This window comes from Rhizobium sp. P40RR-XXII, from assembly GCF_012641405.1.
Classification (GTDB): domain Bacteria; phylum Pseudomonadota; class Alphaproteobacteria; order Rhizobiales; family Rhizobiaceae; genus Rhizobium.
Window position 1 is genome coordinate 39,164 of the sequence record NZ_JABAII010000003.1, and the last position, 18,424, is coordinate 57,587.

At 60.5% G+C, this 18,424-nt stretch carries 15 protein-coding genes and 1 riboswitch; of the genes, 4 read left to right on the top strand and 11 right to left on the bottom strand.

Annotated features, from left to right (window positions below):
- Position 1 precedes the first annotated feature (1 nt).
- On the top strand, positions 2 to 1,123 hold the full coding sequence (locus HGP16_RS06600; protein ID WP_205926381.1) for an ABC transporter permease: 1,122 nt from the start codon (positions 2 to 4) through the stop codon (positions 1,121 to 1,123).
- Between the two features lie 58 nt (positions 1,124 to 1,181).
- On the opposite strand, the gene HGP16_RS06605 is transcribed toward HGP16_RS06600, so the two are convergent.
- The 11 genes from HGP16_RS06605 to HGP16_RS06655 form a co-directional block, all read right to left on the bottom strand.
- Complete coding sequence (locus HGP16_RS06605; protein ID WP_168839218.1) at positions 1,182 to 2,276, bottom strand: LLM class flavin-dependent oxidoreductase; 1,095 nt, start codon at positions 2,274 to 2,276, stop codon at positions 1,182 to 1,184.
- A gap of 177 nt (positions 2,277 to 2,453) precedes the next feature.
- A complete protein-coding gene (locus HGP16_RS06610) occupies positions 2,454 to 3,218 on the bottom strand; it encodes an ABC transporter ATP-binding protein (RefSeq protein WP_168839219.1) in 765 nt (254 codons plus the stop codon).
- Positions 3,215 to 4,252: a FecCD family ABC transporter permease gene (locus tag HGP16_RS06615; RefSeq protein ID WP_168839220.1), complete on the bottom strand. Its 1,038-nt coding sequence runs from the start codon at positions 4,250 to 4,252 to the stop codon at positions 3,215 to 3,217. The genes HGP16_RS06610 and HGP16_RS06615 overlap by 4 nt, the downstream gene beginning before the upstream one ends.
- 2 nt (positions 4,253 to 4,254) lie before the next feature.
- The gene (locus HGP16_RS06620; protein WP_168839221.1) at positions 4,255 to 5,271 is read right to left on the bottom strand and encodes an ABC transporter substrate-binding protein; all 1,017 of its coding nucleotides are present in this window, start codon (positions 5,269 to 5,271) and stop codon (positions 4,255 to 4,257) included.
- A gap of 163 nt (positions 5,272 to 5,434) precedes the next feature.
- Positions 5,435 to 5,691: riboswitch (cobalamin riboswitch) on the bottom strand.
- Positions 5,692 to 5,772: 81 nt separating this feature from the next.
- Complete coding sequence (locus HGP16_RS06625; protein WP_168839222.1) at positions 5,773 to 6,867, bottom strand: GGDEF domain-containing protein; 1,095 nt, start codon at positions 6,865 to 6,867, stop codon at positions 5,773 to 5,775.
- Between the two features lie 491 nt (positions 6,868 to 7,358).
- The gene (locus tag HGP16_RS06630; protein WP_168839223.1) at positions 7,359 to 8,579 is read right to left on the bottom strand and encodes a patatin-like phospholipase family protein; all 1,221 of its coding nucleotides are present in this window, start codon (positions 8,577 to 8,579) and stop codon (positions 7,359 to 7,361) included.
- A 53-nt stretch (positions 8,580 to 8,632) separates the two neighbouring features.
- Positions 8,633 to 10,318 carry a phospholipase D-like domain-containing protein gene (locus HGP16_RS06635; protein ID WP_168839224.1) on the bottom strand — a complete coding sequence of 562 codons (1,686 nt, stop codon included), beginning with the start codon at positions 10,316 to 10,318 and terminating at the stop codon, positions 8,633 to 8,635.
- A gap of 87 nt (positions 10,319 to 10,405) precedes the next feature.
- Positions 10,406 to 10,876 carry a histidine phosphatase family protein gene (locus HGP16_RS06640; RefSeq protein ID WP_168839225.1) on the bottom strand — a complete coding sequence of 157 codons (471 nt, stop codon included), beginning with the start codon at positions 10,874 to 10,876 and terminating at the stop codon, positions 10,406 to 10,408.
- A gap of 117 nt (positions 10,877 to 10,993) precedes the next feature.
- Positions 10,994 to 12,508 (bottom strand): hypothetical protein, encoded by a 1,515-nt coding sequence (locus tag HGP16_RS06645; RefSeq protein WP_168839226.1) that lies wholly within the window; start codon positions 12,506 to 12,508, stop codon positions 10,994 to 10,996.
- Positions 12,495 to 13,511 (bottom strand): nucleoid-associated protein, encoded by a 1,017-nt coding sequence (locus tag HGP16_RS06650; protein ID WP_168839227.1) that lies wholly within the window; start codon positions 13,509 to 13,511, stop codon positions 12,495 to 12,497. The genes HGP16_RS06645 and HGP16_RS06650 overlap by 14 nt, the downstream gene beginning before the upstream one ends.
- A gap of 221 nt (positions 13,512 to 13,732) precedes the next feature.
- Positions 13,733 to 14,740: a LacI family DNA-binding transcriptional regulator gene (locus HGP16_RS06655; RefSeq protein WP_168839228.1), complete on the bottom strand. Its 1,008-nt coding sequence runs from the start codon at positions 14,738 to 14,740 to the stop codon at positions 13,733 to 13,735.
- A 203-nt stretch (positions 14,741 to 14,943) separates the two neighbouring features.
- Here HGP16_RS06655 and HGP16_RS06660 point away from each other — a divergent pair, with 203 nt between their 5' ends.
- The 3 genes from HGP16_RS06660 (at position 14,944) to HGP16_RS06670 (ending at position 18,383) form a co-directional block, all read left to right on the top strand.
- Positions 14,944 to 16,263 (top strand): alpha-L-fucosidase, encoded by a 1,320-nt coding sequence (locus tag HGP16_RS06660; protein WP_168839229.1) that lies wholly within the window; start codon positions 14,944 to 14,946, stop codon positions 16,261 to 16,263.
- 33 nt (positions 16,264 to 16,296) lie between these two features.
- Positions 16,297 to 17,082: a DUF4037 domain-containing protein gene (locus HGP16_RS06665; protein ID WP_168839230.1), complete on the top strand. Its 786-nt coding sequence runs from the start codon at positions 16,297 to 16,299 to the stop codon at positions 17,080 to 17,082.
- Between the two features lie 86 nt (positions 17,083 to 17,168).
- Positions 17,169 to 18,383, top strand: coding sequence for an ABC transporter substrate-binding protein (locus HGP16_RS06670; RefSeq protein ID WP_168839231.1), 1,215 nt, complete (start codon positions 17,169 to 17,171; stop codon positions 18,381 to 18,383).
- The last annotated feature ends 41 nt before the right edge of the window (positions 18,384 to 18,424 follow it).

Genomic DNA, 18,424 nt, shown 5'->3' on the forward strand with positions numbered 1-18,424 from the left:
CATGTTGATCGCATCGCTTCTGCGCATCGCAACCCTGATCCGCAAGGAACTCCTCGTTATCCTGAAGGATCCGAGAAGCCGGGCAAGCATCGTCGTCCCGCCCATCCTCCAGTGCCTGATCTTCGGCTATGCCGCCACCTACGACCTCAATACGGTCCCCTATGCACTCGTCGACCAGGACAGGACGACGGCATCGAGAAACCTGGTCGCAAAGATCGAGGGATCCGGCATCTTCGAAAGGGTGGCGACGCTGGCGCAGACAGGTCAGGCCGTCAGGTTGCTCGATACCAAGCAGTCCGTCCTGATCATCGTCATCGAGCACGATTTCGAAAGACAATTGGAAGCCGGCTCGACCGGCACGGTGCAGGTCATCGCGGACGGCAGGAATTCCAACACGAGCGGCATTGCGCAGGGCTATGCCAACACGATCGTCCGCGACTTCACCGCCGACTGGTTGGCACAGAAGGGCAGCTCCGGCAATGCAGTGCGGGTGACGACGCGCGCCTGGTACAATCCGCAGCTGGAAACGCGCTGGAGCATGGTCCCATCGCTCATTGGCACGATCACCATGCTGATGACGATGATGCTAACGGCCATGTCCGTCGCCCGCGAGCGCGAGGAAGGAACCTTCGACCAGTTGCTCGTGGCGCCCTTCACGCCGACCGAGATCATGATCGGCAAGGCCGTCCCCTCGATGATCGTCGGCATCACCCAGGCATCGACGATCCTGCTGGTGGCCTTGGTCTGGTTCCGCATCCCGTTTGCCGGCTCGTTTCTGACGCTTTATCTCGGGCTGAGCCTTTTCCTTGCTGCGGCCATCGGCTTCGGGCTGTTCCTGTCCTCGATTGCCGCCAACATGCAGCAGGCGATGATCCTCTGCTTCGTCTTCCTGATGCCGTTCATGCTGCTGTCCGGGCTGATGTCGCCGACCGACAACATGCCGAAGGTTCTGCAATATGCGACGATGATCAACCCGCTGAAATATGCGATCAGCATCACCCGCGGCGTCTATCTCGAAGGTGCCGGGCTCGACGCGCTTCTTCCCGACATGCTGGCCCTGGTCGTGATCGCCGCCGCAACGATGCCGGTTGCCGCCTGGATGTTCCGTCACCGGTTGAACTAGCGTAATTCCGGGAAGGCCCGCCGTGTAGCGCCGATCACGTCGTGGACGAGGTCGGCCGTCATTCGACGCGCAGCCCCGCCTTCTTCAGGAGCGGCATGACCCGGTCGCAGAAGAAGGGCAATTCATAGGTGTAGTTGACGAAGGACATGGCAATCCCGCAATAGCCCTGTTCGGCGATGGCGATCATATCTTCGACGATCTTTTCCGGCGTACCGACCAGCGGATAGCCACCCGCGCCGCCTGCAAACCGCTTGCGGTAGCGATCATAGGCTTGCGCGTCGTGCGACTGGGAGAATTCTTTCTTGCCGGCCATATGCGCATCGACCGCCTCATGGTCGGCAAGCGTCACGGCATAACGTTCGTAATAGTCCTCCGCCTCCTGCTGGCTTTCGCGGCAGACGACGTGGCAGACGGTATAGGCGCCGACATCGCGGCCAAGCTTTTCCGCCCGCCCCCTGATATCCTCGACATGCTTGCCGGCCTCGGAAATCTCGGTGAAGGTGGTAAAGAGATATTCGCAATTCTTCGCCGCGAAATCCCGGCCCGGCCCGCCGAAAGCCGCGTTCATGGTGACCGGCCGCGGCGATTGCAGGCTGGCCGGCCGGCTCACCACATCCTTCAGCTTGTAATAGGTTCCGTCATAGTCGAACGGCGCGTCCGACGTATAGGCCCGCTCCATGATATCAAGCCATTCGTCCGCCTGGTCATAACCTTTCTCGACCAGCGGCACCCCGAACATGCCGAACTCCTTCGGGTTCCAGCCGCAGACGATATTGAGGCCTGCGCGGCCGCCGCTGATATGATCGACGGTCGCGAGCGCCTTGGCCGCATAGAGCGGATGCACGAGCGGCACGTGAACGGTCATGAAAAGGCCGATCCGTTCCGTGACGGAGGCAAGGCCCGCCGCCCAGGTGAAGGTCTCGAAGGACCATTCACGCACCCGATTTTTGCCGCCGAAACCCTTCCAGCGGGCGATCGGAAGGAAGAAATCCAGCCCGCCGCGATCGGCGATCTGCACGGCGTTCAGATTGTCTTTCCAGCGAGCCTGCCAGCGCTCCGGCACGTCGGTGATGGCAAGGCCCCCATCGGCATTGGCGGAAAAGACACCGAGTTTCAGCTTGCTGGGACCTTTCAGCGGATGCGGCTTGATCATGCTGTTCCTCTTTTATGGGTCTTCTGCGGGCGGAACGTATCGCCTCCACCCGTTCCCCTTGGGCCGCTACTGTCGATCCATCGATCGGAAAAAACAAGTTTAAACCTAAACTATTTTTGCGCACGGATCGAAACGGCTCGACGCGAGCGAAAGATCAATGGTTCCGCTTAAACGAGGTCAACCCGTCATATATTGGATGTTGCAGCGGCCATGGACCAGGGATTTCTGGACATGCGCGCGCACGCCGAAAACCCGTTCGATCAATTCCGGCGTCAGCACCTCATCCGGTGCACCGGCTGCGACGACCTCGCCATTTTGGAGTACCGCCAGACTGTCGCAGAACATGGCCGCCAGATTGAGATCATGCAGCGCGACGATCGACGTCACATCAAGCCTGGAGACGAGGCCGAGAATGTCGAGCTGATGCTGGATATCAAGGTGATTTGTGGGCTCGTCGAGCAGCAGTTCGCTCGGGGTCTGCGCAAGGGCTCTCGCGATATGGACACGCTGACGTTCGCCGCCGGAGAGTGTCTGCCATAGTTGCCCGGCGCGGCCTTGCATGCCGACGCGGACGAGCGCATCGGAAACCGCCGCATCGTCGTGAGCGCTCCAGGATGACAGGGGCCCCCGATGCGGCGTACGGCCGAGGCGAACGACGTCCATCACGGTGACCTGGGTATCGGTCGTCGCCTGCTGTTCGACGAGCGCGATACGGCGGGCGATGTCGCCGCGCGAAATCGAGGCGATATCGCTACCGCCGAGCCGGATGACCCCGCTCTTGACCTTCCTCAACCGGCAGATCAGCCGCAGGAGACTGGATTTGCCCGAGCCGTTCGGCCCGAGAAGGCCGAGAACCTTGCCCTTTTCCACCGCCAGGCTGATGCCGTTGACGATCAAGGTATTGCCGGCCGCGAAGGTCACCGTGTCCACAGCGATGCTCATGCCGTCCTCCGGGCGCGATAGAGAATGATGGCGAAGGCGGGAGCCCCGAACAGGGCGGTGACCACGCCGATCGGCAGGATCTGCTGGGGAATGATGACCCTGGAGATGATATCGGCGCCGACCATGAAAATGGCGCCGGCAAGGGCTGCCGCCGGCAGCAGCCGGTCATGGCTTGGCCCTACGACGAAACGGGCGGCATGCGGGATGACGAGCCCGACGAAGCCGATCGAGCCGACGATGCTGACGACGGCGGCCGTCATGAAGGCCGTAACGCCAAGCAGGACGATCTGCGCGCGTCGCACCGCGATCCCCAAAGAGGCGGCCGCATCCGTGCCGAAGATGAAGGCATCGAGCACGCGGACATGCGCCATGCAGACGGCAAAGCCGAGAATGGCGACCGGCCCCGAAAGATAGACGTCCGGCCAGCGCACGCCGCTCAGCGAACCGAGCAGCCAGAACATCACGCCCCTCGCCTGCTCGGCATTGGCCGACGTGGTGACGATATAGGAGGTCAGCGCGTTGAAAAGCTGCGAGCCGGCAACACCGCACAGGATGATCCGCTCGCTCGTGCCGCCGACACCCGTCGCGAGCAGGCCGACGAACAGGAAAGCAACGATCGCACCCAGGAACGCTCCGCCGGAAAGCCCGAGAACGCCGTAGCCGAGCCCGAGGATCATGATACAGACCGCACCGGTCGAGGCACCCGCCGAAATGCCGAGCACATAGGGTTCGGCAAGCGGATTGCGCAACAGGGCCTGCAGGATCACGCCGCTCAATGCCAGGGAGGCGCCAGCGCTGGCGGCGACGAGCGCCCGGCTCAGGCGATAGTCCCAGACGATGCCCTGGTGAATCCGGCTCAGTTCGAAGCTCGTTCCGAACAGCCGGTTCGATACCGCCTTTGCGGTTGTCGACAACGGGATGGAAATCTCGCCGATCGACACCGCAAGGCTGATCATGAAGGCCAGAATCACGATGGCAGCCAGGGCAAGCGCCGGCAGCATCCACCATGGCCGTCGTTCTGCAGCAAGACGCATCTTCACCGCGCCAGGCCGAAGGACTTAATGCCCTTGGCCAGGATTTCGATGCCGTCGATGGTCCGAACGGTCGGGTTCATCGACTGGGCATCCATCAGAACGAAATGCTTGTTCTTGACGGCATCGAGCTGGCTGGTGACCGGATCCTTCTCGAGGAAATCGACCTTGACCTTCGGATCGTCGGCGGCATAGCGGCGGCGATCCATGGTGGCGATGACGATCACGGCCGGATTGGCCTGCATAATCGTCTCCCATCCGACCAGCGGCCATTCTTCCTCGGTCGTCACGACATTCCTGGCGCCGAGCGTCTTCAGGATATAGGCCGGCGCGCTGTTCTTGCCCGCGATGAAGGCGTCGCCATTGACTTCCTTGCTGGAGAACCAGAACACGATGGGAAGATCCTTGGTCCCTGCGCCTGAAATCGAGGCGACCGCATCCACTTCGCGCTTCTTCAGGTCTGCGATCAAGGCATCGCCGCGATCCTTAACGTCGAAGATGTCCGCGAGTTCATCGATCTCCTGATAGATCAGGTCCATCGTGAACAGTTCCTTGCGCACGCCGTCGCCGCCATCGGCATTGACCTTGGCGACGCAATCGGTCGGCGCGATATAGGTATTGATGCTCAGTTCGGAAAACTGCTCGCGCTTGCCGACGGAGCCCTGCGGACCGAAATGCCACTCGAATTCGGCCATGACCAGATCCGGCTCCTTGCCGACGACCGACTCAAAGCTCGGATCATTATCGGCAAGCCGCGGGATCTTGCCGTTGGCTTCGGCATATTGCGGCAGAACAGGGCCGACCCAGACGGCCGTTCCGGCGATCTTGTCGGCAAGGCCGAGCGAGAAGAGGATCTCGGTCATGCCCTGCCCGATCGAGACGATCCTGGCCGGGGCCTTCTGGAAGGTGACCTTCTGGCCACAATTATCGATGGTGAGGGGATATTGTGTCGCGGCAAAACCGGAAGCGGCAAACCCGCTCAGGCCGAGTGCAAATGTAATGGTCGTCAAAAAATGGCGCATGAACGATCTCGATAGGAGGGAAACTGGGCGGTATCAGCGCGATCGCGCTCAAAAAGACCGCCGCCGGTTGCGAGGATCCCAATCAAGACCGATAGATGTCTGAAAGTGTCGAAGGCTCAGGTCAATCATTCTCTCTGTCCCTTCCGGGCATCCCCGCCCGGCTGATTGGATCGTGATCGACGGCAGGTCTCCTGGCTCGCGGATATCTGACGATCATCTGCCTTCCCGCAAGCATGCTTGCAGTGGCATGGCTCAATGCCCTCGGAGGGAACCAGCAGGTTGGTCACTCCGGGATGATCGGCAATCCGCTTACAGTTGCGGGGGCAGCCACGGTCTAGGTCCCTTTTGGGTCGTCCTCACCGTGTTCCCTATTAATCCCCTCGGAGTCTTCCTTGGGGAACCGTCGCGTCCAGTTATGCTGGATGGCCCCTTCCCGTCAAGGACGCATGGATGCGATAAAGTAAGTGAGCGCAATCCCACAGCCCGCATCCATATAGCTGGCTAAGCGGCCTCGGCCAATTCCACGCGATTTCGCCCGCCGGCCTTGGCGCGATAAAGCGCCTTGTCTGCAGCCTCCAGCACATGCTTGAAGTCGGCCGTCGGCTCGTGGGAGCAGGCAATACCGATGCTGACCGTGACGCGGATGCTCTCCTGCTCGAACATCAGGATTGTCGCCTCGATATCCTTGCGGATTTTCTCCGCAACGGCGGTGGCGGCCTTAACATCGGTGTTCGGCAGCAGAACGACGATCTCTTCGCCGCCATAGCGCGCAGCAATGTCGGTCCTTCGGACAGTCTGCCGGATCACGTCCGCGACCCGCGCCAGGACCGTATCGCCGAAGGAATGACCCCAGCTGTCGTTGATCTTCTTGAAGTGATCGATATCGAGCATGATGATCGAAAACGGGACGCGCCTGATGCCGGCCTCCTTGCTGCAACGGTCGCCTTCCCGCTGCAGGACACGGCGATTGGGCAGCTTCGTCAGCGGATCGAGGCTTGCCTCGCTCTCGAGCGCGCGCTGGATGCCGATGCGATATTGCTCCCGCTCCAGCAGGTCCGAGAGAAGAAAGACACCGACTATATTGACGATCGTGACCGGAAGCGTTGCCGAGAGGAGAAGCTCGCGCGCGACCGCCCACGGCAGAAAGACGAGAACCACGAGCGATGTGCAGGTCGCCAGACCGAACAGCGCCGATCGCCTCCACCCCGTGCCGATCCACTGCCGCGGCAGGAGGCTGAGGACATAGCCCGCAAGCGCGACGATCAGGATCCCGGCAACGCCGCCGACGGCACCCATGCCGCCGACCAAGAAACGGAACAGGCCCATCATAACAGCCGCGACAATGGTCCCCAGGGGGCCGCCATAGACCGGCGTCAGGACGAGCAGGATCGAGCGGCCGTCCTGGATGACGCCCGGCATCCACTGGATCGGATCAGCCATCGACAGGATGCCGACCACGCCGAACAGCAATCCGACCGCAACCGATTTCAAAACGCCGCGATCGACGATCCGGATGACCCAGGAATAGGCGTAGACGATGATGGCCACCTGCCCCAGGACGCGTACCAGCGAAGGCAAATGCATTTCAATTCCCATGGCTATCCCCAATCTGCCCGAGGAGCCCCATCAATGGTACGCACCGGCCATAGTCTAAGTCAGCGCAGGATACCACGCGATCTCTATAAAATGGTTTACCGAGTCTCTCGCTCCCTGAGCGCGACGGGACGTCGCTGGAGGCGGGACAGGGGATCGAGTGCGGACCGGGGATGATGATCATTATCGTAATTGAACTTCGAAATTGATGCGTAGCGATGCCGTGGTGTCGGATACCGCAATCCGAGGAATTGCGCACTCAGGATCTTCGGGAGGTTATAAAATATCGAGGGAGCCTGTGGATCGCTCCTGCACGGAGCATGAATAATGGGCGCTATCTGGCGCGCCGTGCGGAGTGGTCAAGTGCGGTCGGGCAATTTCCCGCTTTGCGCCGTGACGATCGATGCAAAGACAGTGGTTTCAGGCTCGACCTTCCGCACACGACCCTTGAGCAGTTCAGCTCTTCCTGGGCTTGCTCGAATGCCGATCACCCGTCATGCCAATGGTCTTTTCGGGAAGGGCCAGGCCGGAGCCATCTGTCGCAGTGACCCATGATAGTTTGCGCGAACGCTTCGATCGCAGATCGCATATCCCCAATTCACCAGCTTCTCCGATACGTCGTCGCCGAGAGCGCTCAGCCGGGTCGGTGCGCTGGAGAGAGCCGCAACCTTCTTCGGTGAGCATGGCAGTGCCCCTTCCGGCGCGAGTTTGGAGGGGTCGGTGTCGATACCCCAATAGGAGCCGAAACGGCCGTATCCTTGGGCGACGACCAGCGATGCTTCATCGCTCAGTGCCCCGGCCGCCTTGAAGCGGCCGATGAGATCGCGGCGGCGCAGCGCTCTTACCTGGTTGTCGGTGACATCCAGAATCCGGCGCAGCTGACTGACCCAATTGCGGCAAAGGCCGGAATTTCGAGCAAAGGGCGCGCCGCCATCGCTGACGAAAAGAGTTGCGAAGCGCTTTACCAGCGGCTCGATCCCATGATTGTCGTAGACGCCTCCGTCGGTGAGAATGACAGCCTTGCGAAAATCGCGGATTGCCGGGATCGGTTTGGACGGCGCCGTCGGCCAATCCTGAAAGCTGCCGTCCGAAAACTTGAGCACCAGCGGCGACAGAATGGGAGGAAAGGCCGAAGAGGCGGCCACCGCCTGCGCCAACGGAAAATCCGGACGGTCGATCCGCCCGACGATGTAGTCACCGGCATAGGCCTTGCCAAAGCGCCAGAGTACGCCGGTCTGCAGGTTCGTCGCGCAGAATATGAACTGCGGCTGCTCGGGCAGATTCTGAAGGCTGCGACCCTGAAACAGATACTTGTCGTAGGATTTCGCGACCTGGCGTACGGCGGACGTTCCGGGCAGGAGCCCGATTACCGCGTCCATGATGTCGATCCTTGCCCGGGCAAAAGCGAGCATCGGACTGACGAAGACATCGTTCATATTGGCAAAATCAGCCTTGACGAGATCGGGCCAGACGCTCGCGAGCCAGCCGGTGGTGATCGAACCGCCGGAAACGCTGGAAATGCGCTTTGCCTGTTGCAGAAGCCCAAGCTCGGCCAAGCGGATGAAGGCGCCGACATGAAAGAGCATGGCCCGAAATCCGCCGCCGGACGCGGCGATACCGATACCCGCCTCGAAGCCGTTGCCGTCCCACCGGAAATCGGAGGCCGCCACGACCTCGCTTTCGGCGGAAAGAGGTATCGCATCGATCTCATTCATGGGCATGCCTCATTGCCAGCAGCGGAGATCTCCATGCCATGGCGCGCTCCTCCTCAGTGCGAGAACAGGAGACGGTCCTTTGCCGCCTGCGAACCCGTCGCGTAGAAGCGCTGAAACCAGGCGTCCTGCCCGGCGGCTGGAGGCCGAGCGAGCGTCAGGCTGTTGGGGGCACCCGCACCCTGCATCGCCGAACGGAAATGAAGATGATCGAATATCCGGAGCGCTTCGAGGGCATAGGATGTCGCCACCCGCTGGTCTTCGATCATGACGAGATTGTCGCCATTGCCCGTTTCGCCGCTGGGCGACAGGTTGGAGGATCCGGTGAATACCTTGGCCGTCGGCAGGTTGAAATCGGTCACGACGAACTTGTCATGCTGATGAATGCCGCTGCCGCCGCTCCACTCGGTCTTGAAAGGTTCCGGCGCGTGGCTCGCAAGATAGCTGAAATCCACCAGGCCGATCGTGCCATCGGGCTTGTGGATTTCTAGGCCTCCTTCCTTATCGGAAATGCCGTAGCTGAACACATCCTTGCCCATCAGCCGATCGACCGCCTGGCGCACCGGGCCTGAGCGAATCTGATTGAGGAAGGCGATAGCATAGAAGACCGAAGACGAGGCCTGATCGATCGCCGCGCCCACGGGGCTGAGCGACAGATTACTCGATTGGTGCGGCGAGAAGCAGAAATGCGTCGCCGGTATGCCGGGCGCCTGCACCAGGCTCCATTTGCTGCTGAGGCCGTCCTGCTTGAAGGCATCCAGCCCCTGGAAGGCCAGATCGAAGGCACGGCCGAACAATCCCGCCGCATCGCTTGAATGGAACACGAGCGCATTGTTGGCCTGTATGTAAAGGCCGCGATAGCTGAAGTTGGTCGAGCCGAACAGCACCTTGAGGGGCTGGCCGCCGCGCCGGACGATGAAGACCTTGTTATGCTGCAGGGTCTTGAAATGCATGCGCTTCACGGCACCCGACCCAGCCGAGGCCGCAAGACGGGCGGCTGCCTGTGATTCCGCGCTACCAGCAGGTTTGTGCGATCCCGAATTGTCGATGATGGCGCGGACACGATTGCCGCAGCTTTCGAGCTTGCCGACGATATCGCGCTCGTTGAAATCATAGGCGAAGACATCGATGGTGAGACCGGGATCGTTCACCACCTCGTCCAAGAGGCCGAAGATGAGGTCATAGGCTTCGAAACCGAGCCACTGGTAGACATCGCCCGGCAGTTTCGTGAAGGTCAGGCCTTGGTCCGCATCGCTCGGGATGACGTCCGGATTGTTGCCGAACTTGTCGGCATAGGCCTGCGAGGAAGCAAAGTTGCGGGTAAAGCCGATATCGAGATAATCGCTGTAGGTCATGCGGCCGAGCGAGATCGGCAGGTCGGCAACCTGATCGCCGCTGCGCAAGGCGCCGGCGGCATTCACGTGCATCTTCGTCACCCGATAGAGATAGGTTCCGTCCGTCGGGTCATAGGGAAAATGCATCCAGCGAAACTTCTGGAAGGGAGCCTCGGTCGACAGGAAATTACGGAAACCGTCCACGCCCTTGCTGCCGCTGCTGTAGTCGAAATTCAAGCGGTTCCTCAATGGAACATAATCGGCCGAACTCGGGCTCTTCACCTCGATCGCGAAGCCTACGAAATCCTCCTCGGGATCGGTGACATCCATCCCGATGAGGCACATGCGTTCGCCGCGCCACAGTTTCACTGCAAGGCTGCCGGCGCTACCTGTATTGGCAAAAGTCATCTCGATCCCCTCGTTGCGTTGGATGAAGGCGATGCTTGTCTTTCATGCGGGAATGCGGAAGGCCGCGGGGGGCCATTCAAGATCGGACTAGAATGGCTCGAACACCTGCGAGACCTTCGGTCCGTCACTGAGAAAATCTGTAGCCAGAACCAGATTGAACACGGCCGGTGCCCATGGCTCGGGATAGCTTTCTTCAGGCGCGCCGAGCGCCCGCATCGGTCCGGGAATATTGCGGTGATGCCAGCAGACCAGGATCGCCTTGCCTTCGAATTCGGGCTCGGAGAGCAGCGCAACGGCCAAGGCGCTGTAGTCTTCGTCGGCATATGACGTATGCAACGCGATGCCCAATGCGTCCGCCAAAGGCTGAACGGTCTGGACAGGCCTTTCGCTGTGGTTTGACGGAGCAGCGACAAATATGAAATCCGGCGGTCCGAAGGTTTCAGGATACCAGGCGGCCAATGCTTTCGCGCGCGCTCGCCCCGCGGCGGACAGGTTGGGATCTCCCGGATCAACGGGCTTTTCAGCATGACGCATGACCAATGTCCTGACTGGCGCCATTCGTCCCTCCCTTGGCTGCCGTCTTGATCCATCACTACCTGAAATTGGATCCACGATAATCCTTCCACAACCGAGCGCAATGGCCATTTTTCGGCGTTAGAAAAATTTCATAAAGCGTCATGGCGGCTTGGTTGCCGGCGTGCCGGGAGCCGGGGGCGCGTTTTGGGGAATGACGGTCGCAGGTCCATTGGTAGCGGCGGAACCCAGCTGCGGCGACCTGGATACCGGAGAGGTTTGCGACGACCCCTGCTGGCCGGCTGCCCCGCTATTGGCCGGCGGAACTTTCGCGGTTGCCGCCGTATAGAACTGGTAACCGGCGAAGATGATGAGGACGACGACGAGCGCGCCATAGACATTGCGAACGGTCTTCCGGACGCGACCGTAGTCGGACACGCTGTTGCGGATTGGCGTTTCGCTGAACTCCTCGATCTCGGCGGCGCTCAGCACCTGGTTCAATCGCAAGGCCCATATGGCGCGGGCGCGGTCCTGACCGGCAAAATAACCGGCATTGATGAATGTCTGGACGCGAAAAGACAGGATCAGAAACACCGCCGCGCCGATGGCGAACAGCCCGGCGATCCATGTATTGGGTGTCTTTGCGGCGTCGGAGAGAATTTTGATCACGAAGGGCGTCGCGGCGACAGCCAGATCCTTCCACAACGCGCCCGTCATATCCTGGGCTCGCTGGGTCGCCTTCTGCGCCTCGTCCACAACCGTCTTGCGCAAGTCGGCAAGGGCCTTCAGCGTCTCCTTGCTGCCGGCCTTGACATAGGCCGCATAGGCGGCCTTCGCGGATTCGAGGCTGCCGTCTCCGAATTCTGCGAGGTTCCCCTGGCGATAGCTGCGCGCCCATTCCGCCGCCAGCAGGACATGACGGGTCTCCGCGTCGCGTTCGCCGCCTGCAAACACCCAAAACACACCATCATTGAGCCGCTGGAACATGACAACCAGTTCGGGAAGGGAAATACCGACCTTGCGGCTTGGCGGGCCGGAGAGCTGATAGACGATGTTCGGCGCTGCCCCGTAGACCTGATCGGAAAGTGCCGCCATCAGCCTGGGAGCCGCCAGTAAGCGCCAAGCTTCGAATGTCTGCGAAGACTGTCGCGGGTGATCCTGAAGCAGCCATGGCCGTATGTCTGCCGGCACGAGCCCTGCATTGCTGGCGTCATGGCATATGCTTCTTGGGTTGGGAAGTTCCGGCACCCGATCGAATGGAGCGGGAGGTTGCTCCGTCCAAGGCTGGAACCTGGCGCCGTAGGATGTGAATGCCTGATCCGTGGTCAGCTCGGCGACGCAGACAACAAGGCTGCCATCCAAGGCTCTTGCAAGACCGGTCAGGGATTTTCCATGGAAGAGCCGAAGAACGGCCCTCTGCGAGACCTTGTTGAGCGTAATGGCAAAAACCGTGCTCGATGGCGGCACGTCGCCGTCGTCGAGGGCGATGTCCGTGCCGTCGCGCCTGATCGTGACGGACTCGAGAAAGGCTGGAACATCGGCGCGCAATGCCAGCCATTCCGTTCGAAGGGCTGCATCATCAAGTTTTGCCCTGACGATGACCAGTTCCGCATGCTCCTCGACCGGCTTCGTCGGCTGCGTTCGTGCAATAAGATCGAGGATCTCAGTTGGGGTCATCGGTCTCAACCGCCAGCTTGTCGTGGATGATGATCATGCCGTCTTCGGTCTTTTCGATCAGCGCGCGGAATTCATTCGGCACGCGGATCTCGATGCCATTTTCGGTCTTGAAATGGAGGGTCTTCGGTCCCTTCACCTGATCGGGAACGAGCGTCATCGGCACTCCGGAGATCCGCTCTGTCGTGAGGCTGCGATTGAACTTGCTCAGCAGAACGCTGTCGTCCGCAAGCTTGTGCCCGATGACGGTCTCGAGAAAGGAGCGATGGTCCTCGCTGTCGATTTCACCGCCTCCGGACGCAGCGTCGTAAGTCCGCTTGGTGAGTTCGCGCACCACTTCGCCGTCGACGAGGTCCGGATTGTCGCCGATCACCTTGCGCGTGACATCGACCAATTTCTTCGTCAATTCGGCATCGCTCAGGGTCTGCCGCGCGCCCAGAAAAGCCTCGAAATATTGCGCGACCTTTTGCTGGTTGCGTCTGTCGAGCACCGTCAGCTCGCCGCCCTTTTCGGTCAGTTTGATAAGGGCTGCCTTTTGCAGCGCCGCCTTGTTCTGAACGAAGGTCTTCTGAAGCGCTTCGAGGCTGACCTTTTTTCGGCCACCGCCGTCATCCTTCAGGTCGTAGGCGATGACCGTTTCGTCATCATATTTCAGAAGGGCGAACGATCGCATTGCCTTCGCCTTCAGGACGAACAGCAGGATCGCCCCTTCGGCCGCGGTTCCGCCGTGATAGGCCTGGAAATCCTCGGCCAGCTTTTCGCTTTCCTCCTGGAAAACGCCGGCATTCGAGGCGATGCGGCCAAGACGCTCGCGCGTTGAAGACGCATCGGAAAAAGCATAGGGCAAGCCGCCATTCACCGACCGGATGCGATCGACGAAGAAGCTCTCGAATTCCCCAGGATCGACCTCCTCCAGCTTGATCAGACCGTTTTTCGGTCCGACAAGATGGAAGATCATCCTTTCGATCTTGAGCTCGCTCAATTCGCTGTCATCGAAAAATGCCAAGTGCCCCTCCCAACGTGCCAGTGAACACTCAGAACAAGATAGGGTTGAAATGATACAAGGCGATCTTCAAGCCTGGATGACGTTGCTGGTGCAGCCGTGTTTTGTGGTGCGCGCCGGCGCCCGAAAGCGCATCGCGATCTCTCAGTTTCGCGCCCTGTGCTTCGGATTCTTGATTTCGCGCATGATTTTATCGCAAAACCGCGCAGTTTACGCGACAGGCTTTAGATCCTGCGGCAGGAATTGCCCGGCACGAATTTCGGCGTCAGCACAAAATCCTGCGGCGGTTCGACGGCGCCTTGCGGATTGGTGATGCGGTGCATGAGACGCCTGGCAATGATGCCGCCGAGCGCGTGCGTATCCTGAACCACCATCGTGATGCGCGGCGTGATGACCGAGCTCCATTGGACGTTGTCGATCATGGCGAGCGAGATGTCTTCGGGACAGCGGAAGCCCAGTTCCTGCATGGCCTGCAGTGCCGAAAGCGCCACCGTGTTGTTGGCGCCGAGGATCGCCGTGGGACGCTCGGGTTGGATCAGCAGCCGCATCGCCGCCTCGTAGCCGGCGGTGCGGGTGAACTGCCCATCGACGACGAAATTCGGGCTCACCTCGACGCCGGCATTGGCCATGGTATCGGCAAAGCCGCGATATCGCTCCGTCGCGGTATGCATATGGCTCGGGCCGGTAATGACGGCGATGCGCCTGTGGCCGAGCTGCAGGAGATGTTCGGTCAGCATTGCGCCGGCAAGATAATTGTCGGAACCGACGAAATCGCGCTCGATGCCGACAACCTTCTGGTCGAAGCAGACGACGGGCACGTTGAGCCCGGCAATGAAGTCGAGATAATCCTGATCATAACCTGACGGCGCAAGCGCGAGGCCAGCGGTCTTGAGGCCGATTAGATGCTCGACCAGCGCCCTCTCGCGATCTGTCTTGCCGGAGGAATCGGTGACGACGACGAAGTGCTGATGATCGAGCGCATAATTTTCCAGCTCGCGCCGGATATCCCCGAAAAATGGGTTGCCGACATTGCCGACGACGAAGCCGATCATGCGGCTGCGTCCGCGCGCCAGGCTTTGCGCAAGCGGGTCGGCAACGAAGCCGACAGCGGCAATTGCCTGACGAATTTTCTCCAGCGTTTTCTGGCTGACACGCGCCGGGTTGCTGAGCGCCAGCGACACGGTCGAGACAGATACGTCAGCGAGCTTGGCGACGTCGCGAATTGTAGCCATGAATTTTTCGAACCGTTTCTATCGCCCTCTGCTTTCCGATTGAAAGTACGTCCTTCAATGAATCGCTGTCACAAATCTACCATTTGTCGGCTATGAAGCAATATGCGGAAAGAGATTTCAACAGTGCGCTTGACAGGCAGCGCGTATCGATCAATGATTAAATCGAACCGGTTCGATTAAGCTAAGTCACCTGGGAGGATGATATGAGCGACGCAGCGATCAGTAGCGGCCGTGATGTGGCCGATGGCAAGACATGGTTTGGACACGACCGTTTTGGCATGTTCATCCACTTCGGACTATATGCGCTGGGCGCGCGCCACGAATGGCTGAAGAACCGTGAGGAATTCACCACCGAAGCCTATCAGAAGTATTTCGACAACTTCGATCCCGACCTCTACGACGCCCGCGAATGGGCACGTCGCGCCCGCCAGGCCGGCATGAAATATGTCGTTCTCACCGCCAAGCATCACGAAGGCTTCTGCCTGTGGGACAGCAGGGTGACCGACTACAAGGTCACCAACACGCCCTATGGCAAGGACCTAATCAGGCCTTATGTCGAAGCGCTTCACGCCGAAGGTCTCAAGGTCGGCTTCTATTATTCGCTGCTCGACTGGCATCATCCGGATTTCCCCATCGACGGACATCATCCGCAGCGCAACCATCCCGACGCCGCCAAGCTCAACGAGGGCCGCGACGTCAAGCGCTACGCGAAATATATGCGCGACCAGGTGACAGAACTTCTAACCGATTTCGGCAAGATCGACGTGATCTGGTTCGATTTCAGCTATCCCCGCCGCGTGTATAAGGGCCTGCCCGGCAAGGGCCGCGGCGATTGGGAAAGCGAAGACCTCATCAAGCTGGTACGCCAGCTGCAGCCCGACATCATCGTCGGCGACCGCCTCGACCTGCCGCGCGATGCGGACCATATGCCCGATCTGGTTACGCCGGAACAATACACGCCGCGCGTCGCTCCGACCGTTGCCGGATTGCCGGTGCGTTGGGAAGCCTGCCATACCTTCAGCGGCTCCTGGGGCTACTATCGCGACGAGATGAGCTGGAAGGATGCCGGCCAGCTCATCAACATGCTGGTCGATACGGTGTCGCTCGGCGGCAATCTTCTGATGAATGTCGGCCCGACCGGCCGCGGCACCTTCGACGCCCGCGCCATCAAGGCACTCGACACCTATGGCGAATGGCTGCGGCTGAACGGCCGGGCGATCTACGGCGCCGGACCGTCCACCCACAAGGCGCCGAGCGGTTGCCGCTTCACTCAGAAGGGAAACCGGCTCTACCTTCATATCCAGACCTGGCCATTCCGCCACATCCACATCGAGGGGCTGGGACGCAAGGTCAAGTATGCGCAGTTTCTGCATGATGCCAGCGAGCTGCATTGGCTCGACCCGGATGCCGAGGTCGATTCCAATATCGGCGTTGCCGTCGGCGAGGGTATTCTGACGCTGGAATTGCCGGTTCTGAAGCCGGACGTCGTCACGCCGGTCATCGAACTGATCCTTAAGGATTAAAGAGAGAACGAAGCCCAATCGCCCGGTGCCATCATGAGCCGCGAAGCCGAACTCATTGCCGCGATGACCCCCTTGATTGCCGATCTGGCCGAAGACGGCAATGGCGCCGTCGCGCTCGCCGGATCGCGCGGCAAGGGCCGGTCGGATGCGCAATCGGATTTCGATTTCCGGGTCTACGCCGATGCCTATCGCGGACCGGAGGTTCGACAAACCGCGGCGTGGCGGCGTTTCGAGGCCGCTCTGCAGAGTTGGCAGGCCGAAGACATCCGCATGGATGGCGTTTGGATGCGCCGTTACGCCGGCGTACAGCGCGATCTGGACTCGTGGCTTTCCGGCATCGTCGTACCGAAGAGCTTCGAATGGACGATCTGGGGCTATCACCTGCCGACGGACCTTGCCAATCAGCAGATCATCGCCGATCCGCGGGGCCTGCTGGCCGGCTGGAAGCAGCAGCTGGCGCACTATCCGGAAGCGCTTAGGGCCTCGGTCCTCAGCCAGTACATGGATATTCTGCACTACTGGGCCAGGGATTATCACTATGAGAGCAAGGTCGTTCGCCGCGACCTCGTCTTTCTCGTCGGGCTGACGGGCAAGCTTGCCAATGCCATCCTGCAGATCGTCTTCGCCTTCAACCGGGTCTATTTTCCGGGCGATGGCTGGAACCTGCCCATGGCAGCCGAACTCGAGCGGCTGCCGCCAGATTTCCACCAGCGGATGACCGCCATTCTGCAGCCGGGACAGGATCCCGACACATGGCGGCGCCAGCGAACCGAGCTGATCGGCCTGATCGCCGATCTGGAGGCCATGATCGCGGTCTGAACGAGCCGCAGGACCAAGCCGGAGGGGAGCGTCCGGAGCGTGACGAATGTCACTGCAAACAAAGTCATTCAGGAGGAGGAACCATCATGAAATATTCATTGATCTTTGCCGCCGCCCTTGCGGCGAGTTCGCTGACCGGTATCGGCGCTCAGGCGCAGGATGCCGCCGTGACCCTGACCTGGCAGATGTGGGGCGAACCGAACGACGCGCAGCTCTGGCAGCAGCTGGCCGATCTCGTTAACAAGCAATATCCCGACATCAAGGTCAAGCTGCAGCTTTCGGGCTGGACTGACTATTGGACACGCATGCCGGTTCTGGCGGCGTCGGGACAGGTCGCCGACATCGTCTCGATGCAATCGATGCGCATGCCGAATTTCTATTCGATCCTGACGCCGCTCGATGATTACGTGAAAAAGAGCGACGTGAAGGTGGGGGATTTCGAGACATCGATCATGTCCGGGCTCTCCCAAGACGGCAAGCTCTATGCGCTGCCATACGACGTCGGCCCGTGGATGGTCTTCTACAATCGCGACAAGTTCGCCGCCGCCGGATTGAAGGAGCCCGCCAAGGATTGGACATTCGACGACTTCAAGGCCGACGCCAAGGCGCTGACGAAGGACGGAACCTACGGCTACGGCACCCAAGCCTTCGATTTCATTGCCGGCCCGGTCGCGCTGGGCGCGGAATACTTCAACTCCAATAACGAGTTCGACCTCACCAATGCCGGCTTTGTCGATGCCTTCAGCAAATATGCCGATCTCACCGCCACGGACAAACTCTCGCCGGTCTTTGCGTCCGCAGCCGATGCCTCCGCGGCAAGCGGCCGCTTCGCCTCGGGCAATGTCGCCATGTATATCGACGGTCCGTGGACGCTGATTACCGCGCAGGCCAACGTCAAGTTCAAGATCGGCATCGCGCCGCTGCCGCGCGGAAGCGGCGCGTCACGCTTCATTACCGCCGGCTCGGGCTGGGGCATTTCGGCCGGCAGCCAGCACAAGGATGCCGCCTTCAAGGCGTTGCAGGTGCTGACCGGTCCCAAAGCCGCCGAAATCCTCGGCTCGGCCGGGCGGGCGCTACCGGCGCGGCTTGCGCAGCAGACCGCCTGGTATGACGGCGCGGCCAAGAATGTCAGCGGCACCCGCGACACGCTGCAATATATGTTTGCCCACACGACGCCATTCCGCATCAACGAAAAATGGAACCAGTTCGAGAATCTGGTGATGCAATATGTGCCGCTTGCGCTGACGGGAGATTCAAAACCCGATGGCGTGCTCGCCGACATTCAGAGCCAGCTTCCCTAACCCCGGGGGTATCTGGCCTGCCTGCGGCCGGGCCTATCAAC